Below are 24,695 nucleotides of genomic sequence, written 5' to 3' on the forward strand. Positions count from 1 at the left end.
CTATCTTATTGGGTATATAAGAAAAACAAGGATAGGACAGATGTCGAACCAGCAATTCGAAGCGCTCATTCAGGAAACTCAAGCCAAGGTGCGCGAAAGCCAATCGCAGATCGAAGGGCTGACCTCGCGGATCGAGGCCGCGCGCGCCAAGATCGGGACCGCCGAGGCGGATATCGACATCGAAAACGCCACGCTTGAGGATGTTCACGCCCATACCGAGGTGATGAATGCCAATATTGCCGAGCTGATCATGGGGTTGGACGATGTCACCAACGCGTTTTCCAAGGATTTTGACGAGATGCGGTCGAAAACCGGGTGGGAGTCGTTTGTGGGCATCTTCGCCAAGGCCAAATCCGAGTCCATGCGGCAGGAACGGATGCGCACGGCCAATATCGACGACAAGCTGCAGGACCTGATCGCTAAGTCCGACGTGATCGTCAAACTGCTGGAAGGTCAGTTGGCCGTGCTGGAGGAACAGCGCGTCAAGGTCGAGGACAACCTGACCGTCACGCTGGACGACCGTGAGGCGACCGTTGCAGAGCTTGAGGCCTTGCGCACCGAGATTCAGGGCATGGACCCGACGATCATCACGCTGGAAAACAAGATCAGCGTCGAACAGGATGCCGCTGCGCGCACCCAGCTGGAAACCGAACTGGCCGAATTGAACAAGCAATACAACGCCAAAGTTCAGGAGGAACAGGTCAAGCTGGCCAAAAGCCAGACGCTGGAGCGTTATATCGAAAAGGGCAAGACCTGGGTCGATTCACTGCAAAACCAGGCGGCGACGCAGATGGTGCTGATCAACAAGCTGCAGACAGACACGCAACAGCGCGTGGTGCTGTATGACGCCCTGACCAAATCGCTGAAAACCGCGCAGCAGCAGGACGTGGCCCACCGCATCAACGAGATCGGCGTGCAGACCGACCAAGAAGCGCAATCCGCCATGGCCGCCATCGGCACCGCGACCAACCAGAAAATGGCCGACATGCTTGAGGCGCATGAGGACCACATGGTCTTTGCTCGCGACGTGCTGGAGAAAAAGGCCAAAGCGGACGAACGCTTTGCTCGCCGCTTTGCCTCGATTGTCGAGAAGCATGATAAGAATTTGTATGGCGGATGAAGTGGTTTAGCCAAAAAGACTTTAGGCTGCTCAGAATTGGCCTCTTTCTCGTGGTTTGGCCGTTCCCTGTCTATGGCCTAACGGCCCTTCTGCATGAAATCGGTGTCGATGGCGGAGCTTATAAGCTGCTCGGCTTCCTCACTCTATATGTCGGGCCGGGTAGTGTAATCTTCGGGCTTATCATCTTCGCATTGTACCTGATCTCGGAAGTTCTTCTTTTGCCTTGGCGGCTTCATCAATGCCGCACAAACGGGTGTAATAAATCTGCCAATGACTAACCCCACCCAAGATCATGTCGGCCTGACCGACACTTTCGCCTCGCGTCGATACTTCCGCAAATTCGAGGTGATCACCGTCCACCTCCTGCGCGTGGCCGCGACGATGGAGGCTGAGGGCGCGATCAGCAAGCAAGAGGTGCGAATCGTGTCGCGCTACCTCTCGGGGTTGCTCTACACGTTCCGAGCGCTCAGCATGAAATATCTGCTGGTCGGGCGCGATACGGGGCGGTTCTTTGGTAGCCTTGCCATGGACAAGCGCGACAGCGGGTTTCCGGTGGCGGCCGAGCTGCTGACTATGGCCAATGACGCACAGCAGGCGCAGGTGCATCTGGCGAATATGCCCTCTGAAGATGATCTGAAAACCGACATGGTGCGGACGATCATCGGAGACCAGGAAATCCCCACCAAGCTGCAATTCGCGCTGTCCCAAAGGCTCTACTACGAGGAATTGCTGAAAGGACAGCTGTTCTGGGCCCGCAACGATCCAGAATGCCACTGGATCGGGAATGAGGGCGAGCGGCGCAAGTTCCTGATCCACTGGGCGGTCTATGACAGCCAGATCAATCTGCCGGTCATCTACCTGATGCAGTTGGAGGACAGCGGTCGGACGGCATTGCCCAAGGACCAGCGCCGCTGGCCCGAAGTGCAGGCGCATCTGATGGCGCAATCCTTGGGTGGTTTGAAGCTGGTGACTATCGCCAAGGGGTTCGATCAGGATTTCGACGACCTGCATCCCAAACATCTGCGACGTATTCATGTGGGTCCGATGTATTCCTCGGCCTTTACCGAGCAATCCGGCCCCTTGCGGCAGGTGCTGGAGGACGCGCAGGCCCCTCAGGGGCAGGATTGGGCGCTGGCCTGGACGACCGAAGAGTTGGAGAGCGAAGAGGTGATCGAGGAACGCGCCGGGTGGTTCTCGACGGTTGAGCGCGAGGTCTTCGCGCTGGATCCGTTTGGCGGGCAAGGGGCTGAAACCGGAGCGACGCGCACGCAGCGTTCAATCATTCTGCCTCAGCGTCCGTTTCAGGTGCTGGCCGAGCGCAACCCGCCGGGCTTTGCCGATGTGCGCAAGTTTGTGGTCAGCAATACGGGGCAGGTGTTGCGCTATTAGTTTCGCCTTTGGCGAGAGTATTTTTGAAAAGATGAAGCATGGGCGGTTTTTGAGATGAGTTTGACGTCAGATCAGATGGAATTGCGCGAAGACGATGTTCGCAAGCATTACCCGGCGGCGACGGCCCTGTTGAACGGGTTCGAACATGCGCCGCGGATTGCGAAACCGGTTGATGTGGCGGTTGAGCGGTCCCCGGGCGTGTCGACGGGGCGGCGGTTTCGATCCACCACGCCGGGATTGGTGACGCGGCGGAGCGTGCGAGCCGATGGAGTGCATCTGGTTGAGCGGATCGAGGCGTCGGACGATGGCGATACGCTGGTCTCACCCTCTCAGGCCGCGGCGCAGCAGGCCATTCGGCGCGCAATTGCCATCGCTTTGGCGGTGGCCGAGGCATATGCGGAGCGGACTCCGTTGGCCGATTTGAAGCGGGCCAATCTGGCGGGGGATTTGCCTGTTGCGCGCAAGACCGAGTTTTCGGAATTGCTGACGGCTGAGGCTTTGATCACATCTCATGTGCTGGGCAATGCGCTGGCTTATCTGATGTCGTCTCATCTGGGCGAAACCACGGTTGATCTGGGTGAGATCGAAGAGGTGTTGACGGACAATGGCCAGCTTGCCCTGCACGGCACCTTGTGGGAGCTGGATCAGGTGCTGGCGAAACATGCCCCCGACGATGCCCATCTGATCGCGGCGATCAGTGCCTATGCCGAGCAGTTGATGGACAAGGTCGCCCTGCGCGCGCAATCGGCTGACCATTTGGCCGCGTTCCAGAACGCCGCCTGGCATATTGAGGCCGACGATCTGACGATCCGGGGGTTTGCACCGGCCTCCAAAGCCAAATCCACCACCCTCACCATGACCTTCAAGAAACCGAATGAGGTCGTGGGCAACCATATCGCCAAGTATCAGGCAATGAAGCTGGCCAAGATGCTGATGGCCTATGACTTCGACCGCCGCCTGAACCCGTTCGCGGAACTCGGCGGGTTCATCTTTACCTTCATGGGCGACGGGAAGCCGGGCACCGGCAAGACCACTCTGATCCAGATGATGGCCGGGCTGATCAACGATTATTGCCAGAACGCGGGCTACCCGTTCCGCTATCAGAACCTGAGCACCGACAATATCGACAGCTATCAGGGCAAATCCGGCCAGAACGCCAAGGCGTTTATCAACACGATCATCGACCCCTCGGTCATCGGTTTTGGCACCGTCGACGATATCGACCAGCTGGCAGGCAAGCGCGGCGACCGGCAATCGTCAGCCGGGCAGTTGGAAATCACCGCCGTGCTGATGGAGAGCTTTGCGGGTGCCAACACCGTTGTGCGCGGCAACTGCACCTTTGGCATGTTCTCGAATTATCCCGAGAACGTGGACGACGCCCTGCGCCAGCGGGCGGGGGCGCGGTTCCTGGTCGACGGGCCGCAAACGCGCGAGGATTACATCGACATCCTGCACCTGCTGATGGGCCGCAACCACGACATCCCGCTGGGCGAGCACGACGCCTATGCCGCGCAGGAGATCAAAAAGGCCGTCGCCGCCAGTTTCGAAAGCCACTCCCGCCCGCATGAGGACGCGCTGTTGCAGGTCTATGACCGGGTCTCCGGCGAGGTCGGCCAGATGGACACGATCGCCAAGCTGGGCACCTACCTCAAGGCGATCCAGCAGGCGGATGAGCGGTTTACCGGTCGCGCGATCAAGAACATCACCGACGCGGTCAAGGTCCGCGCGATGGACTTCGAACTGCCCGACGAGTGGATGGAAAACCCAGACCTGTTCCTGTTCCGCGACTACGACACCAAGAAAGCGATGATCGAGGACCTGCGCCAGCCGATCACCGTTGAGATGGTGATGCAGGAAATCAACCGCTACGCCGACAGCGAGTTCCGCTATGCCGACAAGAGCGACGAGGTTGCCATCGAAAACGCCGTGCGTGAGATGGGCCGGATGGAAGAGGCCAAACGACGGTATCTGGAGGGCAAGGGGTGACAGGCGGCCCAATCCTGATCTTTGCAAGCCTGATCGGCGCTTGCATCTTCTTCGGCAGAGCCGCCGCGCGCCGTCGCCCGCCATCCGGTTGGGCCTTTGCCATGCTCACGCTGATCATCTTTGCGGTCACCTATATCTGGAGTTCCCTGTTCGAGATCTGGATGAACGGCGCATCCATCTTGCGCCCGGTCTCGCTGCTCCACGCCTTTGGTCCCGGTGAAATGCCTTCACATTTCCTTGGTCGCGCGTTGTTCTGGTTTGTCCCCGCAATGATCTTGGCCGGAGGCGCGTATGCAACAACGCGCCATTGGTCAAAGGAGGCAATGACATGACGTTGACACTTGCGATCACCGGTTTAGCACTCGTTCTGGGTTTCATCTTGCCCGTGCGCTGGGGCGTATTCGGCTTTCTGGGCGCAGTGGCGGTGCTGTTTCTGACCCAGTTCGGCGTGAACACAGGCGGTGGGTTTGAGGGCACGACATGGGAGGAAACGCTGATCCTGTTCGAAGGCAGTGTGGTATCTTACGTCGGGTTCAACTTGCAGATCACAGCGCGGGCGTTTGCGTTGCCGTTGTTTGTTTTGGCGACGATTGTTGTGCGTCGTGCAGCAGCGGGGCTTGTATAGTGGGTGTCAACTAAACCAGTGAGAAAGGAATAAGTCATTTGAAATCTAAGGGACTAAAAAGGGCCATTTACATTCTGGCGCTACCCTTGTTGGGCGCTTGGCTCATTACCTTTGTCGAGTTCGGAGAGATATCGCCGTTCTTTAACAATCCAACTACGGAGGGAGGTGAAACGCCCTGGATTTTATTCAAAAGGAACTTTTTGGGGCTGGCTGCTGTCGCGTTCACCATTGTGGATATACCGGACATACTAGGTTGGAATACCCGCCAAAAGCGACTGAACTCTTACTCAAATGACGACACGAAAAATGGCTGATTTTCTAGATAGCGGTTTTGAACTTGGAGAGCGCATTCAACATGCGAGAGCGTTCCCATGATCCGCCTCATCGAAAAAGGCCTTATGTTCGGCAATCTAGTCCACATCTCCAGCCCGGCTCTGGTCGAGCGCTATAACCGCGCATTGCAGCATCTGGCGGGCAAGGCCACTCAGCTTGCGGATTTCCATGTGGACATCTCGGGCTATTCCCCCGAGATCGGGCAGGAGTTTGACGATCCGCTCTACCTCAACCCCAATGGGGTCAACCGGCAGTTTATCCTGCTGACGACCGAGCAGAAACGCGCGCCTCTGCTGAACGTCAAGTTCTCGACCTCGCGCGAGATCCTGCGGGAATTCATCGAAATGAACGAGGCACAGCTGTTTGCCCTAACCGCCACCGACGCGGTGGCCGGAGAGCTGGTGAACTCGGTTTTCAAACTCAGCACGCCTGCCGACTTGCTGAACCTGCGCAAGATCGAGATCGAGGCAGACACGACCGGGGGTACCCTGCGCAAGGCGCAACAACTCGCAGGCATGGTGGAACGGTTCAAGACCGAAGAGGACGCCTGGTTTGACGATGTGCTGATCGCCGAGATGATCGAAACCGCCAGGGATACCGGAGACGTCACCCGCAACCCCGTCCGCCTGCGTCACACCGCGTTCGAGCAACGCAATTTCTGGACAGCGCATTTCGGCGGGCTCTATCTGTTCCCTGATCTGGACCATCCGGCGGCGATCTGTATGGGTGAAAAACCCGATGACCTGCCCGTCAAATTTGTGTTTGACCAGTCGCAGCGCAACCAGATCGCCAAGTTTCTTGACTACAACGATCTGGTCGAAACCATCATCGAGGCGCGCGGCTTGGACTCGGCCGCAATCCTGCAGCAAAAGATGGATTTTCTGACCATCGCCGCCGCTGCAGATGCCCAGGTCGATCTGACCGGTCTGGATCGTAGCGATATGCGCCGCCTTGCGCGCAGGCATTCAGATCGGCTGCCCGAGGCTTATCACGGGCTGGCCCAACTTTTGCGCTGGGCGACGGATGGCGGGCCGTGGCCTCGGATCACCTCGGATCACCCGGCCTATTTCTACACTCTGCGCGCCGCCGATACGCCACAGCGCGATTTGGTCAACATGCTGCTGGCCGAGCTTGCTCCGCTGGATCCGCGCCAGCTGTTTATCTGCCATAAAGAGCTGTTCTACAGCACTTACCGGACCTGGCCTGAGGCCAAGAAGGCCTATGTTGCCGACTTCCTTGCGCGCGAGTATCAGGTGGATAAATCCGGAGCCCGGGCCGCATTGTTTGGCCACGAGCCTGACATGAGCGGCAATGACCGCGTCAGCGACGCCGTGATCGCACGAGTCGGCCCCTGGGGTGCGGTGAGGAGGGACTGAAATGTTCGGAGCAATGCGCCTGTTCCTGATCCTGCTGGTTCTTCAGACGATTGCCTATTTTGCGCTGTCGCTGTACTCGCGTGGTGTGCGGCGGCGCAAGCTGGAAAGCTGGTGGGACGAAAAGGGTAAAACCGGCAACAAAGAGGCATTTGTGGCCCGCGGCCTGCATGTCTACGACAATTCGTTCCGGCGTAAATTGATTTTGGGCGTCTATATTGTGCCTTGGGTGGCAATTGGTGCGCTGATCTATATCGTGAATTATATGTGAGGTTACGGCATGGCCTATGTGAAATGGGCGTTCATCATCATCTTCTGGGTCACGATCGGAACGATCCTGCAATACGCGCTGCCGCAACAAGATGTCGTGCGGATTGTGAATACCTATGAAGAACGCCAGGATCTGACCGACTGGACGCGCATCTTCTGGTCCGAGCCAGAGGACCAATCGACCAGCCTGTCGAACCGCGATGTGCAGTTCATTCAGGCGGTTCGTGCCAATGGCAAACCGATTGTCTACCGAAATGAAGACACCGGCTGGGGCTGGCCGCCCTATTTCAAGTTCGACACCGCTAATCTGTATACCGAGGCGAATGATGCCAAATCGACCAAGGACAACCCGGATTGGGTGGTCGTCACCCACTATGGCTGGCGGAACGAGTTCATGTCGATCTTTCCAAACGCCGTGTTCATCCGGCATGTCGACGGACCGGACGTACGCATCATCCCATGGTTCAACATCATCTTCCTGACGGTGTTCGCTGCCTTGGTATGGGCGATCTGGGTTCGTTGGCGTCGCTTTCGGCAAAAACGTATCGATCCCGTGTTGGAGAACATGGAGGATGGCCTCTACGCTGCGGGCGATGCGATTGATGAAAAGCGCAAAGGTTTCCGTCGCTGGCTGGACAGTTGGAAGTCCAAATAGCGACGGCTGCCATTCACAGGTGCACATCTATCTGACGATGAATTCAGCATGAAGCGCCCCTGCGGCTTTGATGGTTTTCAGAATGTCGATCATATCGCGGGGCGAAACGCCCAAAGCATTCAGGCCCGCAACCACTTCGGACAGGGTCGTCGCCTCGGGGATTTCGGCCAGCCCGGTGCCCTCGTCTTCTTCGATCCCGGCGAAGGTGCGGGGAACCACCACTGTTTCTCCGCGTGCAAAAGGGTTGGGCTGTACGGCGATGGGCGCTTCCTCGACCGTCAGCGTCAGGTTGCCCTGCGACACCGCCACCCGAGAGATTCTGACATCCCGGCCCATAACGATGGTGCCGGACCGCTGATCCACGACGACCCGGGCCTTGCTTTCGGGTTCGACCAAAATGTTCTCGATCCGGCCAATCGCGTGCGCGGTCGAGACCGCCTGCGTCGCCGTAATACTCAACTCTACGGTCCCTGAATCCCGCATCAGCGCAACGGCGCGGTTGAACTCGGTATTGATAGCGGCCTCGATCCGCCCGGCGGTCGTGAAATCCGGTTCTCGCAATGCCAATCTAAGCTGCGTCAGATCCGCCAGCTCAAAGTCGATCTCTCGCTCTACCCGCGCGCCCGACGGGATAACGCCCGAGGTCGGGACCCCGCGCGTGACCGTGGCCGCCTCGCCCTCGGCCACCGCGCCACCCGCCAAAACGGTACCCTGCGCGACGGCATAAATCTGACCATCCGCCGCGTTGAGCGGCGTCATAACCAGTGTCCCACCCAGCAGGCTTTTCGAATCCCCGATGGCCGAGACCGTCACATCAATCTGCCCCCCAACCCGCGCAAAGGGCGGTAGAGTGGCTGTGACCAGCACAGCAGCCACGTTCTTGGGTCGAAAGTCCTCTCCATTCACGTTGACGCCCAGCCGTTCCAGGATGTTCGACATGATCTCTTCTGTGAATGGGGAATTGCGCAGGCCATCGCCGGTGCCGTTTAATCCGACGACAAGGCCATAGCCCACCAGATCATTGCCCCGCACGCCGTCGAAATCCACCAGATCCTTAAGGCGGATCGCCCCCGCAGAGACGAGGCCGGGCAGCAACATCAATATGAAAGCAAGAATCTTCATCTCAGGAAATTCACCAGCGACAGGTTGGCGTTGCGCACGGTTACCGAATAGAGGCTTTCCAGCTGGAACTGCACGGTCTGCAGGCGCGCGGCGGTCTCGTAGGGGTCCGCAGAAATCAGAGTGTTCCGTGCGCTTTCGGCGCTGGTTTTCGCGGCGGCGTTGCGTGTCGCGGCTTGCTCCACGCGCGCCTCTGCGGCGCCAACCTCGGCGCGCAGCTTGACGGTGGCATCCTGCGCATTGGCAAGATCAACGCCAAGCTGTGTAAACAATGCGGTCCGCAGCGTCGGGGCCCAGTTCAGCGCGTCCTCTGACGCCAGCGCGGCGACGGCAACATCGCGCAGCGCGGCTTTTAACGCCGGATCGGTTGCCGTGATCGGGATGTCGATCCGCTCGGTTTCCGAAATTTGCATCGGCGACAAAGGGGTTGCATTGCCGCGATAGATCACCGCGTCAAACCCGGTTGGATCGTTGAACCAATCTTCGGCCGCCTGTCTGATATCCGTTGCGGTGATCAGACCGGTCAGCTCTGTTTGTAACGCGGCCAGCAGCGTATCGGCGTCGAGCAAGGGCGAGACATCGGTCGCGGTGCCCGAAAACAGGCTACGCCCACCCGTCCGTCCGTTCAGCGCCGAGATCATGGTATCCAGCTCATTGCGCGCCTGAACCGAGGCTTGCTCATGCGTTACTGTCTGATTGGCGGTGCCGAAAGACAGCAACGACGACGAGATCTCGCTCACGGAGTCGCCAAAGGTTTTCAGGCTAAACTGCATTGCATCTGTGAACAAACCGGCCTCGGCCGTGGCGACAGAAAAAGCCTGCAGCCGTTCGAGATTTCGTTCCAGATCCAGCAGATGCGAATAATCGCCCGCCAATCGGCCCGAGATATCCTGCACCTTTCCTGAGGACATTTCATAGGACAGGGTTTCGATTTGCGATTTGATCTCGGTGCTGCGGGTGCGCAGGGTCAGGCCGCGTGCCAGATCGCCGATAGAATTCAGGGTCATGTTCAAAGCCTCAGCAGGGTATCCATCAGTTCGTCGACCACTGCGACGATACGGGCGTTGGCGGCATAGGCCTGTTCAATCTGCATCAGGTTCTGCAACTCGGTGTCGCTGTCGACCCCTTGTTCTGCCACCAGTTGCTCCATCTTCTGGTGCGCGCTCGCGGCGAAGGTGTTGCGTGTTTCTGCGGCATAGGCGTTCGCCCCTGCCTTCGAGATCAAGGTCTCGGTCAGTTCGGCAGCGCGCAGATCGCCGGTGCCCAGAGTTGACCCCGCTACCGATCGTGCCTGATTCAGTGCCGCACCAAACGCTTGCAATTGGCGCGCCTCTCCCGGAGCGCCAGGTGCCGTTGCGCCAAGGCCCGCGCGCAACTTCCAGCTGTCGCCTCCCGCGTCCGGGTCCACGATCGGATTGACCGCAATGCGCGAGGCCAGCCCGGTCTGCGCGGCTGGGTCAAACCGGTTGCCTGCATCGGTGAACAAGCCCGGATCGACCGCGGTGGTGGTTGGATCAAGGCCCGCAGCCTCGAACCGTTCGATAAGATCTCGGGCGACGGTGTCCAGATCGGCCTGCGCCTCGACCGCCAGGTTGTCGCGAATCTCGAATTGCGCGGTCAGCGCCCCACCGCGAATCTGGGCGAAATCCCCGGTGATGCGCACGGGCTGCCCGTTGGCCTCAAGCCCCGACAGCAGTCCGTTTCCAATCGTCATATGCGGCGCGGTCTCGCCGGTGATCGAGAACGCGAATTCAGCCGCAGAACCTTCCAGCAGGATCAGACCGCCATGCGCATAAAGCGAGACCTGATCGTTGTCGCGGGCTATCAGATTCACCGGCACCAGTGCGTTGACCTGATCAATCAGAACCTGCCGCTGATCCAGTAACGCACCGGTGTCACCGCCAGAATTGCGAATGGCCGGGATGCGGGCGTTCAGTTTTTCGATGTCCTTCAGGGTCCGGTTCAGGGTTTCGACCTGCTCGCCAATGGTCCGATCCGCATCCGAGCGCATTTTGCGCACACCCTCGGATGCCTGGTTGATTGCTGTGCTCAGCGCGCGGGCTGATCGGGCCACCTGATCCAGCCGCTGAGCCGAGCCGGGCAGGCTGGACGCTGTGGTCAAGCTGTTCTCGAACTCCGTTAACCGCGCCGCGATCGAGGTCGCATCATCGGCGGTGCCCACCAGCTTTTCAAAGCCAGCGTGGAAGGCCGATAGAGTCGTGGTGGTGGCCAAATCTGCATTGGTTGCGCGGCGATTGGCCAGCAAGACAGGGTCCTGATGACGGGTAACCCCAACGACCCGCACACCATTGCCCGAGATCGTGCTGGTCGCCAGTTCCAGTGATCGGCGGGCGTATCCCGGCGTCAGGGCGTTGGCGATGTTGCCTGAGATCACGGCCGCACCACGACTGGCGGCGTTCAGCCCGCCCAGGGCGTTGTTCAATGCTGTCGACATATTCATCGGACACCTCCTTTTTGGTGGTCAGCCGTTGGATCAGCGTTTGATATTGGTGGTTTCCTGCAGCATCTCATCGACGGTCTGAATGACTTTGGCGCTTGAGGAATAGGCTCGCTGTGTTTGGATCATCGAGGTCAGCTCGGTCGCGACATCTGTGGTCGATTCCTCGCGCGCGAAAGAGACCAGATCGCCGGTCGGCCCTTCACCTGCGTTCCACAAAAAGAACGTGCCGCTTTCACGAGAAGGGGCGTAGGTCTGGCTGTCCAACGCAGTCAGGCCATTTGGATTGGGCACGTCGGCCAGTGGAATCTGAAACACCCGGCGACTGACCCCGGTATCGTAGAACGCGTAGACATACCCGTTCTCATCCACCTGAACGCTGGTCATCGTACCCACTGCCGAGCCATCGCGCGTGATCGAAACCGGCGCAAAGGTATCGGACAACTGGGTTATCCCGTCAGAATCGCCGATCAGGCCGATGTTAATCTCCATCGGTCCGCCGGCCACATTGACCACGAAGCTGCCGGTTGCCGGGTCATAGGCACCCCCGGACACCGTCGCGACACTGGCCAGGGTACCCCCTGCGGATCGGCTGTCAGTAAAGGTCAGTGTGTATTCTCCGATCACTGCGCCACCCGATGCGGAATCGCGCAGGGTCAATGTCCATTCATTACTGGACCCCGCCGCCGGGACGGTGGGCACCAGTTCGATATCGACGCTTTCGGATTTGCCCAGATTGTCGAAGTACTCGACCGAGAGGGGCTGTGTATCACCCGGCGCGCCTGCGTCCGTTGCAGTTGCGGGCAGGTTCATACGCAAATTCATCGAGGTAGTCGGCGCGCCGGACAGTTGATTGACGCTTAGCTGGATGGGTTCCAGCGCCGCAGGCGTGTCGCGCGGCACGCTGGGGATGGACCCGTCCGCCGCAGCGCGCCAGCCTAGCAGGACAAGGCCGGATTCGGTGACCAGATACCCTTCCTCGTTGGTGCGGAATGATCCGGTGGTGGTCAGCAACATCTCATTCGAGCCAGACGCGATCTGAGAGCTGGGCCGCACTGGTAGCATGCCCCGTCCGCGCACCGCCAGATCGGTCGAGTTGTTGGTCGTCACCAGCGATCCACGCTGATCGATCAGGCGCTGGCTGGTGGTTCTGACGCCACCCGCCGAATAGCTGCCGCCCTGACCCGAAGTGACCATCGAATGAAAATCGGTCTCGACCCGCTTATAGCCGAATGTCGATGAATTCGCGATGTTGTCAGAGATTGTGGCCAGCCTGTTGGCGTTGGCCTTCAACGCCGCCACACCGGCATTCAGCGAAGAGGAAATGGTCATCGGCACGCCCTTTTATTGCTTCGGTCCTTGATGCAACACATACCGCACGGCCTCTTAACAGCGCGCTAACAGCTAAAATGCGTCCTAACTTTGCAAATCAGCCAGAGCGCAGGAAGATGATCTCGATCCGGTTGTTACGTCGTGCCATCGGATTTTCGACCGCCAGATGCCGGTCCGCATGACCGGTCACCCGATCCAGCCGCAGCGGCCCGACGCCTTTGTCCTGCAGCAATTGACGGATGGTCTGTGCCCGCGCAGTCGACAGGTCCCAGACCGGATTGTCTGCCAGCACGATGGGGGCAGAGCGGACATGCCCCTCGACCGCGATAGCGTTGGTCACCAGATCAGACGCGCGCGCAACCAGCAGCGTCAGTGCCCGCATCATCGGGGTCGGCTTGTCCGTGCCCGATTCGAACAAGGGCTGATCTTCGGTCGCAAACAGTTCCACCACCAGACCTTCATCGGTGACCCGAGTCACGATGTGCTTGAGCATCTTGTCCGACATCAGGCTTTCGCCGCTACGGCCCAATAGCTGGGCTTCCAGGGACGAGAAATCCTCAAACGCGCCCTTGCCGCCGCCTCGCGCGTCAACCCCGGTGGACCCGCGCGCCTGTTGCGCTTCGGTCGGGTTGCGGTTGCTGGCCCCGGTACCATCCATCACCAGCGTCTTTTCCGAGAACATGCTGTTGCCGCCAAAGGCCCCGTCACCCCCGCCCGAGACCGGATTGACCGGAATCGTCGGCGAGAAGTAATCCGCCAGCCCTTTGCGTTGTTTCTCGGTCGTTGCATTCAGCAGCCACATCAACATGAAGAAGGCCATCATGGCCGTGACGAAGTCCGCATACGCGACCTTCCACGCGCCGCCATGGTGGCCATCGCCGCCTGACACACGCTTCTTCTTGATGATGATTGGCGCCGCATTGGTTTGCGCACCCATCTCCACCACCTTTTATATCACCCGTCTATCGGGGTAGCAGCGCAGGTCTTAAGGCGGGCTTAACACTTAAAACTGTCTTGAATTCCTCAGCGGGGCAGGTTCGCCCCGGCCCTGCGCAGGATCAGTTGCAAATGGTTGAAACTGTTGGCGATACTGTCGGTCTCGCGCCTGGCAAAGAACCCGTCCAGTTCGTCATGAACGCGCACGGCCTGATCCAAAAGAGGGTCAGAACCCTCTGCATAAAGCCCCGCCTTGATCATGACTTCGGACTGTTCATAGCTGCCGACCAGTTTTCGGGTCTCGGCGATCAGCTGATTCTCGTCGGCACTGGCTGCTCCGGGCAGGCTGCGTGACACTGAGCGGCTGAGGTCAATGGCCGGAAAACGCCCGCGTTCGGCGATCTCGCGGCTCAGCACGATGTGACCGTCTAGCACTCCACGTAGGATGTCAGCCACGGGCTCGTCCATATCCGAGCCTGCGACCAGCACGCTGAAGACTGCCGTAATATCACCCTGTTCAGCCGTTCCGGGTCCCGCCCGTTCGCAGAGGTTGGCGATCATCGGAGTGACCGACGGTGGGAAGCCGCGCAGCGAGGCTGCCTCGCCCATGGCGACTGCGATCTCACGATGGGCCTCGGCAAAACGCGTGACCGAGTCGGCCAGAAACAGCACGTTCATCCCTTCGTCGCGCAGATGTTCGGCCACGGTCATCGCCGACCACGCGCACCGCCTGCGGGCCAACGCCGACTGGTCCGAGGTCGCCGCGACCACGACCGACCGCTTTATCCCCTCGGCACCAAGAGCGTTCTCGACGAACTCATTCACTTCGCGCCCGCGCTCACCAATCAGCGCAACCACTACCGCATCGGCCTGCATCGACCGCGCAAGCGTAGCCAGCAGGGTCGATTTGCCGACGCCTGAACCTGCAAACAGCCCCACACGCTGGCCCTGCACGATGGGCAGAACTGTGTTCAACATGGCCAACCCCGTCTCCATCCGCTCGCCCAGCGGCTTGCGTGTAACGGCGGCGGGTGGGGCCTGCATCAGATCCCGCGTGTGCGCCCCGGGCAGCAATGGTTTGCCGTCCAAAGGGTTTCCGAACGGGTCAATCACCCGGCCCAGCCAATGCTGGCCGGGGGCAAAGACCGGCGTGTGTTCCAGAATCACCTGATCGCCCAGACACACGCCGTCGGGGGCTGCGGCGGGCAGCATGTGGATCAGGTCTGCTTCCACATGCAGGACCTCTCCGGCCAGATCAGGGCCGGAACGGCGGCGCAGGGTCAGGTGATCTCCGATTCGGGCGCGCCCGGCCAGGCCATCAATCTCAATCACACCGCGCGCAACGCTGGTGACGCGGCCCATATGCCGTGTGGCAGACAGCCTGTCGAATGCGCCCTTCAAACGCGCCAGATCAAGATCGGTCATCGCGGATCCTCCAAAACTCTTTGCTGAAAACGGTTTCTAAAGGAATCGGGGTTAAGCCTTGATTGAAATCGATCGAGGGAGAAGCCCCGATGTTCTATGACCTGAACGTCTTTAAGACAGCGTACGCAATGGCAACCCATGCCGGTCAACGGCAGGCGGTTATCTCGCGCAATATGGCAAACGCGGATACGCCGGGCTATCAGCCCCGCGATATCGAGGCCTTCAAGACCGCTTTTGAGAAAACTAGGGGCACGGTAGCGATGGCCGCCACCCGCGCCGGCCACCTGCATGGCGGTTCGGGCGCTCAGCACTGGGCGGAATATACGGCCGATCCGTCTGGGGATCCCAACGGCAACGGCGTTTCGCTGGAAGAAGAGATGCTGAAAGCGGTCGATGTCAAACGGCAGCATGATCGCGCGCTTGCGATCTATCGTTCTTCGATTGGCATTCTACGCACCTCTCTGGGTCGGGCCTGAGGAGGATAGGATATGAGCGATTTTTCCCATTCCCTTACCGCCTCGGCCAGCGCCTTGCGTGCTCAGGCGGCTCGGCTACGGCATGTGTCCGAGAATATCTCGAACGCGGATACGCCGGGGTATCGGCGCAAGACGGTGCCGTTTGAAACCGTCGAGAAAGGCGGCCAGCAGATGGTGCAGGCCGGGCGGGTCAAACTGGATCGCCGGGACCTGACCCGTATCTACGATCCGGGCCATCCCATGGCGGATGCAACCGGGCATTACCGCGGCTCGAATGTCGATTTGATGATTGAAATCGCCGACGCCCGCGAGGCGCAGCGCAGCTATGAAGCCAACCTCAAAATGTTTGATCAGACCCGGCAAATGTCGTCGAGCCTGATGGATTTGCTCAGAAAATAAAGGAAAGCCAGAATGGATATCCGATCTTTGACCGCCGCGCAGAGCTATGCCGGTGCCCGCCCCGCAACACAGGCTGATCCCGATCATCAGGGCATTGGGCAGGGGCTGCAATCCACCTTTCGCGACTTCGCCGCGACGCTGAAACACAGTGAACAGGTCGCGCAATCGTCGATGGTGGGGCAAGCCGACCCGCATGCGCTGGTGCAGGCGCTGGCGCAGACCGAGCTTGCGGTTGAGACGGCGGTGATCGTCCGCAACAAGGTGGTCGAGGCCTATCAGGAAATCCTGCGGATGCCGGTCTGACCCGATGCTGAGCGAAGGTCTGTTCTATGACATCGTCCGTCAGGCGCTGTGGGTCGCGGTGATCACCTCGGTCCCGATTCTGGCGGTGGCGCTGATCTCGGGTCTGGCGGTCGGTCTGTTTCAGGCGCTGACCTCGGTGCAGGAGATGACGCTGACCTTCGTGCCCAAGCTGATCGCTATTGTCATCGTGTTCTGGATATCGATGGGGTTCATGACCCAGACCCTCGTTACCTTTTTCACCGGGACGCTGATCCCGCTTATTGCAGGAGGCCGCTGATGGACACAGCCTATGTCACTCTTTCTCGCCAATCCGGTCTGATGACTGAGATGCGGTTGGTTGCCAACAATATCGCCAATGCCAATACGACGGGCTATCGCCAGCAGGGCTTAGTGTTCTCAGAATTCGTTCGGGACATGCCGGGAAACCCGTCGCTATCGCTCAGTCGGGCGCAGGTGCGCAACACCTCTCTGCAACAGGGCGTGTTGACCGAGACTGGTGGGTCGTTTGACTTTGCTATCGAAGGCGATGGGTTCTTCATGATCGAGACCCCTGCAGGCAACCGCCTGACCCGCGCGGGCAGCTTTTCACCGAGTGCTGAAGGCGACCTGGTCACCATGGACGGGCACCGCGTTCTGGACAGCAATGGCGCACCGGTTTTTGTTCCTCCCGATGCAACGACAATTGATGTGGGCAGCGACGGTACGCTCAGTATCAACGGCCAGCTTCTGGGTCAGATTGGCATCTATTCCGTGGCGGACCCGGAAAATCTCGTCCGCGAGGGCAGCACCCATTTCCGCGCCGGCGGACAGGTCGACCCGGTGGATGAACCGGTCGTGCTGCATCGCTTCCTCGAAGGCTCGAATGTCAACGCCATCGGGCAGGTCACGCGAATGATCGAGATTCAGCGCGCCTATGAACTGGGCCAGAGTTTTCTGGAGGCCGAGGATGAACGGGTGCGCGGTGCCCTGAAGGCGCTGATGCGCTGATCTGACAAAGGAGATACCAATATGCGGGCTTTGAAAATTGCTGCGACGGGCATGACCGCGCAGCAGATGCGGGTTGAGACGATCTCGAACAACCTCGCGAATATGAACACCACCGGCTACAACGCGCGGCGGGCAGAATTCGCCGATCTGCATTATCAGCAGATGGCGCGGGCGGGGGCGGTGAATGCCTCGGACGGGACCGTGCTGCCGACCGGCATTCAGCTGGGTCTTGGCGTGCGGCCTTCGGCCGTAACGGTGCAGCTGGAACAGGGCGGTCTGTCGGCCACAGGCAGCGATCTGGACGTGGCCATCGAAGGGCGCGGTTATCTTGAGGTGACCTTGCCCAACGGCCAATCCGCCTTTACCCGTGATGGCAGTCTGAAACGCTCTGCCGAGGGGCTGATTGTCACCTCGGACGGGTTTGCCGTCGCGCCGGAAATCACCATCCCGGATGATGCAAGATCGATCTCGATCAATGCTGCGGGCGAGGTTTATGCCTATTTCGACGACACGGCCGAGGGGCAGTTGCTTGGCGAATTCACACTGGCCAGTTTCTCGAATGCCAAGGGGCTTGAGGCGGTGGGCAGCAACTTGTTCAAGGAAACCGAAGCCTCGGGCCCGCCGGTGGTCGGCACCCCGGGCGAGGATGGGTTGGGCACGCTGCGGCAGGGTTATCTCGAAGACAGCTCGGTCGATGCGGTGCGCGAGGTGACCGAACTGATCGAGGCGCAACGCGGTTATGAGATGAACGCCAAGGTTATTTCCGCCGTGGACCAGATGATGGGCGCCACCACACAGGTGCGGTGATGCGATTTCTCATTTGCCTTCTTGCCCTGACCCCCCTTGCGGCTTTGGCCGAGATCGTTGTCCCCACCCGAACGATCCGCGCGAAAGAGGTCATCGCCGCCTCGGATGTCGAGGTCAAAGCGATCGATGCAGCGGGTGCTGTGCAACAGCTTTCGGACCTGATCGGGCAAGAGGCCCGCGTCGTGCTCTATCCGGGCCGACCGATCCGCCCGTCCGATATCGGCCCGCCTGCAATTGTCGACCGCAATGATCTGGTGACGCTGATCTTTGATCGCACCGCGCTGTCGATCACCGCGGAGGGTCGCGCGCTGGGGCGTGGCGCCGCGGGAGAGCGTATCCGGGTGATGAACCTGTCGTCGCGCACAACGGTAACGGGCGTGGTCCGCGCCGATGGTCAAATCGAGGTCAAGTGATGTCAAACCTAACGAAATGCCTGCTTCTCTCTGTTCTGGGTATTGCCGCGTGCGGTCGGCTGGACCATCTGGGCAAACCGCCCAGCCTAACGCCCAATACGGAGTCGCCAGAGCATGTCGCGATGCTCTGGCCCGGTCTGCCCCTGCACAGTCAACCACAGCGCACCGTGGATCGTGCCTCACTCTGGAGCGGCGGCCAGCATTCGTTGCTGGGGGATCAGAGGGCAATGAAAAAGGGTGACATTCTGACCGTGGTGATTGAGCTAGATGAAAAGGCCGAGATTTCTAACGATACCAACCGCTCTCGGGCCGGGTCCGAAAGCCTGTCGGTGCCGGGCCTTTTCGGCTTGCCGCAACGGGCGGCGGAACGCCTGCCTGCGGGGGCCTCTCTGGATGAGGCTGTATCGATAGATTCGGCCTCGGTCAGCAAGGGCAAGGGGTCGGTCAAACGCAAAGAGAAACTGACGCTGCGCGTGGCCGCCACGGTTGTCGACGTGTTGCCCAATGGTGTGCTGTCGATCACCGGCTCTCAGGAGTTGAGGGTGAATTTCGAACTGCGCGAGCTGTTGGTCGCGGGCTATGTCCGCCCCGAGGATATCTCACGTCAGAACGAAATCACCTATGACAAGATCGCGTCTGCGCGTGTGTCCTACGGCGGTCGCGGTCAGATCACTGATGTGCAGCAACCGCGATACGGGCAGCAGGTTCTTGATACCGTTTTGCCGTTTTAAAGCGAGGATGTGATGGGAAAGCTGTTGCCAATCATTTGCCTGGTGGTGGGTCTTGCCGCAGGTGTTGGCGCCGGCGTTATGCTGGCGCCATCTGGGAGATCTGAGCAAACCGGGGACCAGGCCGAGACCAAGCCCGCCAAACCCAAACCTGAGAAGGGTAAGGAAAAGGCCAAGGAATCCGGCAAAAAGGATGAAGAGAAGACTCAGGAGTATCTGAAGCTTACCAAGCAATTTGTGGTGCCGGTGGTGTCTGAGGATGAGATTTCTGCGCTGGTGACCATGTCCCTCAGCCTCGAAGTGCGACCGGGCATCGAGGATATTTTCTATGAGATCGAACCCAAGCTGAGAGACCGGTTTCTGCAGGTCCTGTTCGATCACGCCAACAGTGGCGGTTTTGACGGGGCGTTTACCCGGTCGGACAATTTGGCGGTCCTGCGCAAGGCGCTGCTTGAGGTTGCGCAGAAGGATCTGGGGAAGGATGTCACAAAGGTTCTGATCATGGGCGTCAGTCGTCAGGATACCTGACCCGCTGTCTACTCAATTCACGTGCAGCGCTTGCTTTGCCGCAGGCGCTGCGTCAGCTCTGTGACGGCCTGTTTGCGCCCGAAGGCTTGACGTAGCTCGTCCATCGCGACCAGCTTTTGCGACCGCAACCGCGCCAGCTCGGTGTTCAACTGCCGCCGCGTGGCCGATTCCCAGCCCTGCCATAGCAGATCGGTGCCGGTGATCCGGTACCCTTCGGTCCGTGCAGATTGTGACTTGACCTCGGCCAGCTGGCTATCCAGTCGGGTCAGTTGCTGTAGCAGTTTTGCTTCTTGCTGCAGCAAGGGGCGCAGCTTGTGGTACTCGTGCTGATAAGCGGCTTCGGTCACGGTTTGCAGGTCTTTCAGCCGGTTACGCATCAGGTGACCTGTCCCTTAGCGCGCTTGCGCATGGCTTCGGCAAAGCGGATCGCGGCGGCGACCGGGCGGTAATACTCTTCGGCGATTTCGTGGCCGATCTCGACCGTGGCATGCAACGCCCGCGCGGTCGGTGGGTCTGAGTGGATGGGCACCCCGGCCTCGCCCGCCGCTGTGCGGATCGTTGCTGCCACCTCGTCGACCCCTTTGGCGACGCAGACCGGAGCGGTGCCGCTGGTGCGCGACCATTTCAGAGCAACCGCGTAATGGGTTGGGTTGACGATCACCACATCGGCCTTGGGCACATCCGCCATCATCTGGTTGGTGGCAATGTCCTGCGCGCGCTGGCGGCGCTGCTGTTTGACATGCGGGTCGCCTTCGGAGTCCTTGGTTTCATCCTGAATTTCCTTGCGGGACATGCGGTTCTTGCGCAGATGCTCGGCATGTTGCCACAGATAGTCGATCACACCGATGGCCAGCGCGATGGTGATGACGATGAACAGGAACCGAAGCAACAGGTTCATCATCAGCAGGATGGACGCGCGCGCGGGTGCCGCGCTGGCCGAGAGGATCTCGGGCAGGTTCGCGTGCAGAAACAGGGCCAGGCAGGCCCCGTAGATCAGCAGTTTCACAAAGCTCTTTGCGAATTCGAACAGGCCGCCCCGCCCAAATTTGTTCTTTGCATTCGAGGGGATCGAGATACGTGAGGTTTTGGGTTTTAGTTTGTCCGGGGCAAATATCAGGGCGCGTTGTGCGATCAGGCTGAGCACCACCGCGACCGCCGGCACCACGAACAGGGCAGCAACCGGCACCAGCGTAGAGCGCAGTATGCCAGCCACCGGGGCCGTCACCGGGCCTGTTGTCAGCAGGTCCGCCAGCCGATCCGATTGGTCGATCAGAACCACAAACAGGGTGCCAAGCCGTTCCGCCGTATACTGCCCAGCCAGCAGCAGCGCGATGAGCAGTCCGGAATAGGCGGCCACCACCGACAGATCGTTGGATTTGGCGACCTCGCCCTTCTTGCGGGCTTTCTCAAGCTTCTGCGGTGTCGCCTCGAAAGACTTGTCGCTGTCATCGTCCTGCCCGCTCATCTTGCGCTCTCAATCGGGTTCTGCAGAAACGCAAACAGTGCGTCGGACCAGACGGACAGGATCAGCGGCGTACCTGCGAACAGCAGAAACAGACCGGCGAAGGTGATCGCGGGGGCGCCCACAAACGCGACCATCAGCTGCGGCATGGCGCGGTTGATGACGCCCAGCGCCAGATTGTAGATCAGCGAGGCGATGACGAAGGGCATGGCTAGTGCGAACGCCAGCCCAAAGCTGCGTGAAACCTGCGTAACGACCCATTGTGTCAGGTCCGGGGCCAGCGGCAGCGTGCCGATCGGGAACAGCATATAGCTGTGGATCATGAATTGCGCGGCACGGACATGCAGGCCCAGCAAGGCCGCCAGCGCCAGCCCGGCCAGCGTCAGCATGTAGCCCATCGCGGGCACGGGCTCAGCTGCAGCGCCGCCCAGAATTTGCGATAGGGATGTCGCCTGCGCGGCGATGGAACCGGCGGTTTGTAGCGCCAGTACAAACATGCGCAGGCCGATGCCCAGCGCTATTCCGATCGCTATCTCGGTGCCGGTCAGAGCCACCATGCGCCCGAACCCGGGCACGGCTTCGGCATCTGGCACCGCAGGGGCCACGATCAGTGAAAACGCTACAGCCAAACCCAACTTGACGCGCACCGGGATGCTGCGCTCGCCAAAGGCGGGCAGCAGCGATACCATGGTCGAGACGCGCAGGAAAATGGCGAAGAGATGCCACAGGGTCTGCCCCAGATGGGGCAACAGCTCGGGCGGCAGGGTGATCACGCGGGCACCGTTCCCACCAGCGCTGGGCGCGCCTCGAGCCCAATTTCCTCGAAGGACAGAACCGGGTTGGCGATGCCGCGGGCGTGCATGATAGTGCGCAGCAACCGCCGCCGCCGGGTCGAGGTCACCACCGCCGGAAACAACCCGTGGTCGGCGGATTTGGCGACGCTTTCATTCACCCCGTCGGCAAGCTTGTTGAACAGGTTCGGCGGCAGCGCCACGTCCAGACCGGCATTGGGGGCGTCGATCTGATAGCTGGCAAAGGTGTCTTCCCATTCCGGGGCCAGCTGGATCAGCGGGATCGATCCGTCCTCGCGCTTCATCTCGGCCACCAGTTGAAAACCCAGCCGCTGGCGGACCAGTTCGCAGATGCCTTCGGGCTGGGTTGTGGTCAACCGCGCCTCGGCCACGCTTTCCAGTATCAGCGCCAAGTTGCGGATTGAGACCCGTTCGTCGAGCAGTAGGCGCAGCACCGCATGCAAGGTGTCGATTGGTACCTTGTCGGGGATCAGTTCATCGAGCAGCTTGCGATTGGCTTCGGCTCGGACCGGATCACTGAGGCGGGTCATCTCGGACAGCAGGCGGCGCAGGGATTTCAGCGTCAGCAGGCGCGAGAAATTCTGTTTGATGATCTCAAGCAAATGCGTAGCCAGAATCTCGGGCGGGGTTACGATGGTGGCCCCGTTCATGGCGGCAGCTTCCTGATCCTTGGGCAGAATCCAGCGGGCGGGGGCGCCATATACCGGTTCGGTCACGTCGGTGCCATCGGGCAGCAGGTCCTGCCCGTCCTGCACCAGAGCCAGCACCAGTTCTGAATTCAGCACCCCGCGCGCCTGCTCGACCCCCTGTACCTTGATGACGTAGGTGCCGGTGGGGAGGTCGGCGCGGTCGGTCAGGCGGATCTCTGGCAGGATCAGGCCGTAGCTTGAGGCGACATAGGTGCGCATGTTCGCAATCCGTGCATCCAGCCCGGTGCCGGGGTTCAGCACCATGCTGACCAGATCGGGGGCGAACTCCAGATGCACGTCATCCAGATCCAGCACGTCGCCGATGGCTTGCGAGACGGGGGTGTCGGCCTCGGGTGTGGTATCTTCGGGGATGTCTTCGGTGTTCCGTTTCTTTAGGCCAGCATAGGCGGCATAGCCCAGCGCTGCCGCGCCGAGCATGAAGGGCAGAAATGGCAATCCGGGCACCAGCGCAAACAGCGCCATGAGCACCGCAACCGTGGCCAGCGCCGCCGGGTGTCGCCCGAGCTGCGAGAAAATCGCGCTGTCCGTGGCCCCTTGCGTACCGCCCCGGGCCAGCAGCAGGGCCGAGGCGATTGAGATGATCACTGCCGGGATTTGCGATACCAATCCGTCGCCGACGGTCAGGATCGCATAAGTCTCAAACGCGGATGAGACCGGCATGCCATGCACGATCACACCCATCACCAGACCCATCACCAGGTTCAGCAGGGTGATCAGCAGCCCGGCGATGGCATCGCCCTTGACGAATTTCGACGCGCCGTCGAGCGAGCCAAAAAACGTGGTCTCCTGCTGTTCACGCTCGCGCCGTTCCTTGGCCTGTTGGTGGTCGATGGCCCCGGCGGACATATCGCTGTCGATGGCCAGCTGTTTGCCGGGCATCCCGTCCAGCGCAAAACGCGCCCCAACCTCGGCCATACGGGCAGCGCCTTTGGTGATGACCATGAAATTGACGATCAGCAGTACGCCGAACACCACGAGGCCCAGAAAGATGCTGCCGCTCATGACGAATTGCGCGAAGCCTTCGATCACGTCGCCCGCCGCGTTTGTGCCGGTGTGCCCCTGTCCGATGATCAGCTTGGTCGACGAGACGTTCAGCGACAGCCGCAACATCAGCGAGGCCAGCAGGATCGTCGGGAAGGACGAGAAATCCAGCGGCCGTTCGATGAACAGGGTCAGGGTGAAGATCAGGATCGCCAGCGCAAACGAGGCCGCAAGCCCCACGTCCAGCACCCATGCGGGCATCGGCAGGATCATCATCACGATCACCGTCATCAGCGCCAGCGCCAGCAGGACGGTCGGGGAAAACAGGGTGCGGATGTCGATCCGGGGCACGGGGACCTCTTAGTTGAAGGGGATGAACGCGGTTGCGGCGGCGGTTGGGGGCACCAGCGAGCCCAGAGCGGTGCGGCTGGCGGGCTTGGGCGACAGGGGGATCAACGGGGCGGCAGACATGGTAAACGGGTCGCCGGTCGCGCGCGGCCCTTCCAGTTGCGCCAGCACCGCCTGAAAGCGGTTGGAGTAAGAGGTCGCAAGATGCTCGGTCCGGGAATGATAGGCCCCGGCAGCGGCGGGCCATGATCCGAGCTCGGCGTAGAGTTCGTTCAGGAAGCGGGCGGCGTAGGTGGCGTTTTCATCCGGGTCGAACATGGCGTCGATCGAGCGGAAGGCCTTGCCGTGCCAGCGATAGTTGATCTGGAAACAACCCACATCAAAGCTGCGGGCACCGGATTTGAAGATGTTGAAGACATAGGCTTTGGCCTCAGCCGCCGAGGCGAACCAATATCCCTGCCCCTCGCGGTTCACGGCCCAGGGCCAGGGGTGCAGCGCACCATCAACCGTTCGGCCTGTTTCAACCCGCGTGATGGCGCGCAGAATGTCCAGAGGCACGCCTTCCGCCCGTGCAGCCCGTTGCGCGGCCTGATCGCACAAAGCCGCCGTTTCACCGCCGGGCGCTGCGTGGCCGGGCGTCACCAGCGCAAGATGCGCCACAAACAGCGCAAACAGGATTTCACGATAGGGCATTCTGCCGGTCCGGGATTCTGATCAATC

Annotated in this window: 28 protein-coding genes; 17 read left to right on the forward strand and 11 right to left on the reverse strand. The window is 60.4% G+C overall.

What is annotated here, in order from left to right; genetic code table 11:
- Positions 1 to 40 precede the first annotated feature (40 nt).
- The 8 genes from ACR3EN_RS06430 to ACR3EN_RS06465 all read left to right on the forward strand — a co-directional run bounded on the left by ACR3EN_RS06430 (position 41) and on the right by ACR3EN_RS06465 (position 7,751).
- Positions 41 to 1,120, forward strand: a complete 1,080-nt coding sequence (locus ACR3EN_RS06430; protein WP_480823204.1) for a hypothetical protein — start codon at positions 41 to 43, stop codon at positions 1,118 to 1,120.
- A gap of 270 nt (positions 1,121 to 1,390) precedes the next feature.
- Positions 1,391 to 2,509, forward strand: coding sequence for a hypothetical protein (locus ACR3EN_RS06435; protein ID WP_480870838.1), 1,119 nt, complete (start codon positions 1,391 to 1,393; stop codon positions 2,507 to 2,509).
- Between the two features lie 54 nt (positions 2,510 to 2,563).
- Positions 2,564 to 4,495 carry an AAA family ATPase gene (locus ACR3EN_RS06440; RefSeq protein ID WP_480823208.1) on the forward strand — a complete coding sequence of 644 codons (1,932 nt, stop codon included), beginning with the start codon at positions 2,564 to 2,566 and terminating at the stop codon, positions 4,493 to 4,495.
- A complete protein-coding gene (locus tag ACR3EN_RS06445; RefSeq protein WP_480870836.1) occupies positions 4,492 to 4,827 on the forward strand; it encodes a hypothetical protein in 336 nt (111 codons plus the stop codon). The genes ACR3EN_RS06440 and ACR3EN_RS06445 overlap by 4 nt, the downstream gene beginning before the upstream one ends.
- Entirely contained in the window at positions 4,824 to 5,120 is a 297-nt protein-coding gene (locus ACR3EN_RS06450; protein WP_480823212.1) for a hypothetical protein, read from the forward strand. Before ACR3EN_RS06445 ends, ACR3EN_RS06450 begins: the two co-directional genes overlap by 4 nt.
- 371 nt (positions 5,121 to 5,491) lie before the next feature.
- The gene (locus ACR3EN_RS06455) at positions 5,492 to 6,829 is read left to right on the forward strand and encodes a DUF6638 family protein (protein ID WP_480823214.1); all 1,338 of its coding nucleotides are present in this window, start codon (positions 5,492 to 5,494) and stop codon (positions 6,827 to 6,829) included.
- A gap of 1 nt (position 6,830) precedes the next feature.
- Positions 6,831 to 7,097: a hypothetical protein gene (locus ACR3EN_RS06460; protein WP_480823216.1), complete on the forward strand. Its 267-nt coding sequence runs from the start codon at positions 6,831 to 6,833 to the stop codon at positions 7,095 to 7,097.
- 9 nt (positions 7,098 to 7,106) lie between these two features.
- Positions 7,107 to 7,751 (forward strand): DUF1523 family protein, encoded by a 645-nt coding sequence (locus ACR3EN_RS06465; RefSeq protein ID WP_480823218.1) that lies wholly within the window; start codon positions 7,107 to 7,109, stop codon positions 7,749 to 7,751.
- Between the two features lie 27 nt (positions 7,752 to 7,778).
- Here the strand turns inward: ACR3EN_RS06465 and ACR3EN_RS06470 are convergent, their stop codons facing one another.
- From ACR3EN_RS06470 to ACR3EN_RS06495, 6 genes are all read right to left on the reverse strand, one after another.
- Positions 7,779 to 8,873 (reverse strand): flagellar basal body P-ring protein FlgI, encoded by a 1,095-nt coding sequence (locus ACR3EN_RS06470; protein WP_480823220.1) that lies wholly within the window; start codon positions 8,871 to 8,873, stop codon positions 7,779 to 7,781.
- Positions 8,870 to 9,877: a flagellin gene (locus tag ACR3EN_RS06475; protein WP_480823222.1), complete on the reverse strand. Its 1,008-nt coding sequence runs from the start codon at positions 9,875 to 9,877 to the stop codon at positions 8,870 to 8,872. The genes ACR3EN_RS06470 and ACR3EN_RS06475 overlap by 4 nt, the downstream gene beginning before the upstream one ends.
- A gap of 2 nt (positions 9,878 to 9,879) precedes the next feature.
- Complete coding sequence (gene flgK / locus ACR3EN_RS06480) at positions 9,880 to 11,331, reverse strand: flagellar hook-associated protein FlgK (protein WP_480823224.1); 1,452 nt, start codon at positions 11,329 to 11,331, stop codon at positions 9,880 to 9,882.
- Between the two features lie 33 nt (positions 11,332 to 11,364).
- A complete protein-coding gene (locus ACR3EN_RS06485; RefSeq protein ID WP_480823226.1) occupies positions 11,365 to 12,660 on the reverse strand; it encodes a flagellar hook protein FlgE in 1,296 nt (431 codons plus the stop codon).
- Between the two features lie 97 nt (positions 12,661 to 12,757).
- Entirely contained in the window at positions 12,758 to 13,597 is an 840-nt protein-coding gene (locus ACR3EN_RS06490; RefSeq protein WP_480823228.1) for a flagellar motor protein MotB, read from the reverse strand.
- A gap of 86 nt (positions 13,598 to 13,683) precedes the next feature.
- Positions 13,684 to 15,021: a FliI/YscN family ATPase gene (locus ACR3EN_RS06495; protein WP_480823230.1), complete on the reverse strand. Its 1,338-nt coding sequence runs from the start codon at positions 15,019 to 15,021 to the stop codon at positions 13,684 to 13,686.
- Positions 15,022 to 15,110: 89 nt separating this feature from the next.
- On the opposite strand from ACR3EN_RS06495, the gene ACR3EN_RS06500 reads away from it, so the two are divergent.
- The 9 genes from ACR3EN_RS06500 to ACR3EN_RS06540 are packed head-to-tail and all read left to right on the forward strand — an operon-like array spanning position 15,111 to position 19,662.
- A complete protein-coding gene (locus ACR3EN_RS06500; RefSeq protein WP_480823232.1) occupies positions 15,111 to 15,497 on the forward strand; it encodes a FlgB family protein in 387 nt (128 codons plus the stop codon).
- Between the two features lie 12 nt (positions 15,498 to 15,509).
- Positions 15,510 to 15,896 carry a flagellar basal body rod protein FlgC gene (gene flgC, locus ACR3EN_RS06505; protein ID WP_480823234.1) on the forward strand — a complete coding sequence of 129 codons (387 nt, stop codon included), beginning with the start codon at positions 15,510 to 15,512 and terminating at the stop codon, positions 15,894 to 15,896.
- 12 nt (positions 15,897 to 15,908) lie between these two features.
- Positions 15,909 to 16,199: a flagellar hook-basal body complex protein FliE gene (gene fliE / locus ACR3EN_RS06510; RefSeq protein WP_480823236.1), complete on the forward strand. Its 291-nt coding sequence runs from the start codon at positions 15,909 to 15,911 to the stop codon at positions 16,197 to 16,199.
- A 4-nt stretch (positions 16,200 to 16,203) separates the two neighbouring features.
- Entirely contained in the window at positions 16,204 to 16,476 is a 273-nt protein-coding gene (locus ACR3EN_RS06515) for a flagellar biosynthetic protein FliQ (RefSeq protein WP_170675403.1), read from the forward strand.
- Positions 16,476 to 17,186, forward strand: coding sequence for a flagellar hook-basal body complex protein (locus ACR3EN_RS06520; RefSeq protein ID WP_480823238.1), 711 nt, complete (start codon positions 16,476 to 16,478; stop codon positions 17,184 to 17,186). Before ACR3EN_RS06515 ends, ACR3EN_RS06520 begins: the two co-directional genes overlap by 1 nt.
- A gap of 21 nt (positions 17,187 to 17,207) precedes the next feature.
- Complete coding sequence (gene flgG / locus ACR3EN_RS06525; protein ID WP_480823240.1) at positions 17,208 to 17,993, forward strand: flagellar basal-body rod protein FlgG; 786 nt, start codon at positions 17,208 to 17,210, stop codon at positions 17,991 to 17,993.
- Positions 17,993 to 18,406: a flagellar basal body P-ring formation chaperone FlgA gene (flgA, locus tag ACR3EN_RS06530; RefSeq protein ID WP_480823242.1), complete on the forward strand. Its 414-nt coding sequence runs from the start codon at positions 17,993 to 17,995 to the stop codon at positions 18,404 to 18,406. The genes flgG and flgA overlap by 1 nt, the downstream gene beginning before the upstream one ends.
- Positions 18,406 to 19,137 (forward strand): flagellar basal body L-ring protein FlgH, encoded by a 732-nt coding sequence (gene flgH, locus ACR3EN_RS06535; protein WP_480823244.1) that lies wholly within the window; start codon positions 18,406 to 18,408, stop codon positions 19,135 to 19,137. Before flgA ends, flgH begins: the two co-directional genes overlap by 1 nt.
- Positions 19,138 to 19,146: 9 nt before the next feature.
- The gene (locus ACR3EN_RS06540) at positions 19,147 to 19,662 is read left to right on the forward strand and encodes a flagellar basal body-associated FliL family protein (protein ID WP_480823246.1); all 516 of its coding nucleotides are present in this window, start codon (positions 19,147 to 19,149) and stop codon (positions 19,660 to 19,662) included.
- A 17-nt stretch (positions 19,663 to 19,679) separates the two neighbouring features.
- Here the strand turns inward: ACR3EN_RS06540 and ACR3EN_RS06545 are convergent, their stop codons facing one another.
- The 5 genes from ACR3EN_RS06545 to ACR3EN_RS06565 are packed head-to-tail and all read right to left on the reverse strand — an operon-like array spanning position 19,680 to position 24,668.
- Entirely contained in the window at positions 19,680 to 20,039 is a 360-nt protein-coding gene (locus ACR3EN_RS06545; protein ID WP_480823248.1) for a hypothetical protein, read from the reverse strand.
- Positions 20,039 to 21,127, reverse strand: a complete 1,089-nt coding sequence (gene flhB, locus ACR3EN_RS06550; protein WP_480823250.1) for a flagellar type III secretion system protein FlhB — start codon at positions 21,125 to 21,127, stop codon at positions 20,039 to 20,041. The genes ACR3EN_RS06545 and flhB overlap by 1 nt, the downstream gene beginning before the upstream one ends.
- Positions 21,124 to 21,897 (reverse strand): flagellar biosynthetic protein FliR, encoded by a 774-nt coding sequence (locus ACR3EN_RS06555; RefSeq protein ID WP_480823252.1) that lies wholly within the window; start codon positions 21,895 to 21,897, stop codon positions 21,124 to 21,126. The genes flhB and ACR3EN_RS06555 overlap by 4 nt, the downstream gene beginning before the upstream one ends.
- Positions 21,894 to 23,978, reverse strand: coding sequence for a flagellar biosynthesis protein FlhA (gene flhA / locus ACR3EN_RS06560; protein ID WP_480823254.1), 2,085 nt, complete (start codon positions 23,976 to 23,978; stop codon positions 21,894 to 21,896). The genes ACR3EN_RS06555 and flhA overlap by 4 nt, the downstream gene beginning before the upstream one ends.
- A 9-nt stretch (positions 23,979 to 23,987) precedes the next feature.
- Positions 23,988 to 24,668: a transglycosylase SLT domain-containing protein gene (locus ACR3EN_RS06565; RefSeq protein WP_480823256.1), complete on the reverse strand. Its 681-nt coding sequence runs from the start codon at positions 24,666 to 24,668 to the stop codon at positions 23,988 to 23,990.
- Positions 24,669 to 24,695: the final 27 nt, after the last annotated feature.

It is taken from the genome of Ruegeria sp. G7 (assembly GCF_056535465.1).

Excerpts from the sequence above, each read along its gene's own strand:
- ACR3EN_RS06430 (WP_480823204.1), top strand. The coding sequence starts at position 41 with ATGTCGAACCAGCAATTCGAAGCGCTCATTCAGGAAACTCAAGCCAAG.
- ACR3EN_RS06435 (WP_480870838.1), top strand. The coding sequence starts at position 1,391 with ATGACTAACCCCACCCAAGATCATGTCGGCCTGACCGACACTTTCGCC.
- ACR3EN_RS06440 (WP_480823208.1), top strand. The coding sequence starts at position 2,564 with ATGAGTTTGACGTCAGATCAGATGGAATTGCGCGAAGACGATGTTCGC.
- ACR3EN_RS06450 (WP_480823212.1), top strand. The coding sequence starts at position 4,824 with ATGACGTTGACACTTGCGATCACCGGTTTAGCACTCGTTCTGGGTTTC.
- ACR3EN_RS06455 (WP_480823214.1), top strand. The coding sequence starts at position 5,492 with ATGATCCGCCTCATCGAAAAAGGCCTTATGTTCGGCAATCTAGTCCAC.
- ACR3EN_RS06460 (WP_480823216.1), top strand. The coding sequence starts at position 6,831 with ATGTTCGGAGCAATGCGCCTGTTCCTGATCCTGCTGGTTCTTCAGACG.
- ACR3EN_RS06465 (WP_480823218.1), top strand. The coding sequence starts at position 7,107 with ATGGCCTATGTGAAATGGGCGTTCATCATCATCTTCTGGGTCACGATC.
- ACR3EN_RS06470 (WP_480823220.1), bottom strand. The coding sequence starts at position 8,873 with ATGAAGATTCTTGCTTTCATATTGATGTTGCTGCCCGGCCTCGTCTCT.
- ACR3EN_RS06475 (WP_480823222.1), bottom strand. The coding sequence starts at position 9,877 with ATGACCCTGAATTCTATCGGCGATCTGGCACGCGGCCTGACCCTGCGC.
- flgK (WP_480823224.1), bottom strand. The coding sequence starts at position 11,331 with ATGAATATGTCGACAGCATTGAACAACGCCCTGGGCGGGCTGAACGCC.
- ACR3EN_RS06485 (WP_480823226.1), bottom strand. The coding sequence starts at position 12,660 with ATGACCATTTCCTCTTCGCTGAATGCCGGTGTGGCGGCGTTGAAGGCC.
- ACR3EN_RS06490 (WP_480823228.1), bottom strand. The coding sequence starts at position 13,597 with ATGGGTGCGCAAACCAATGCGGCGCCAATCATCATCAAGAAGAAGCGT.
- ACR3EN_RS06495 (WP_480823230.1), bottom strand. The coding sequence starts at position 15,021 with ATGACCGATCTTGATCTGGCGCGTTTGAAGGGCGCATTCGACAGGCTG.
- ACR3EN_RS06500 (WP_480823232.1), top strand. The coding sequence starts at position 15,111 with ATGTTCTATGACCTGAACGTCTTTAAGACAGCGTACGCAATGGCAACC.
- flgC (WP_480823234.1), top strand. The coding sequence starts at position 15,510 with ATGAGCGATTTTTCCCATTCCCTTACCGCCTCGGCCAGCGCCTTGCGT.
- fliE (WP_480823236.1), top strand. The coding sequence starts at position 15,909 with ATGGATATCCGATCTTTGACCGCCGCGCAGAGCTATGCCGGTGCCCGC.
- ACR3EN_RS06515 (WP_170675403.1), top strand. The coding sequence starts at position 16,204 with ATGCTGAGCGAAGGTCTGTTCTATGACATCGTCCGTCAGGCGCTGTGG.
- ACR3EN_RS06520 (WP_480823238.1), top strand. The coding sequence starts at position 16,476 with ATGGACACAGCCTATGTCACTCTTTCTCGCCAATCCGGTCTGATGACT.
- flgG (WP_480823240.1), top strand. The coding sequence starts at position 17,208 with ATGCGGGCTTTGAAAATTGCTGCGACGGGCATGACCGCGCAGCAGATG.
- flgA (WP_480823242.1), top strand. The coding sequence starts at position 17,993 with ATGCGATTTCTCATTTGCCTTCTTGCCCTGACCCCCCTTGCGGCTTTG.
- flgH (WP_480823244.1), top strand. The coding sequence starts at position 18,406 with ATGTCAAACCTAACGAAATGCCTGCTTCTCTCTGTTCTGGGTATTGCC.
- ACR3EN_RS06545 (WP_480823248.1), bottom strand. The coding sequence starts at position 20,039 with ATGCGTAACCGGCTGAAAGACCTGCAAACCGTGACCGAAGCCGCTTAT.
- flhB (WP_480823250.1), bottom strand. The coding sequence starts at position 21,127 with ATGAGCGGGCAGGACGATGACAGCGACAAGTCTTTCGAGGCGACACCG.
- ACR3EN_RS06565 (WP_480823256.1), bottom strand. The coding sequence starts at position 24,668 with ATGCCCTATCGTGAAATCCTGTTTGCGCTGTTTGTGGCGCATCTTGCG.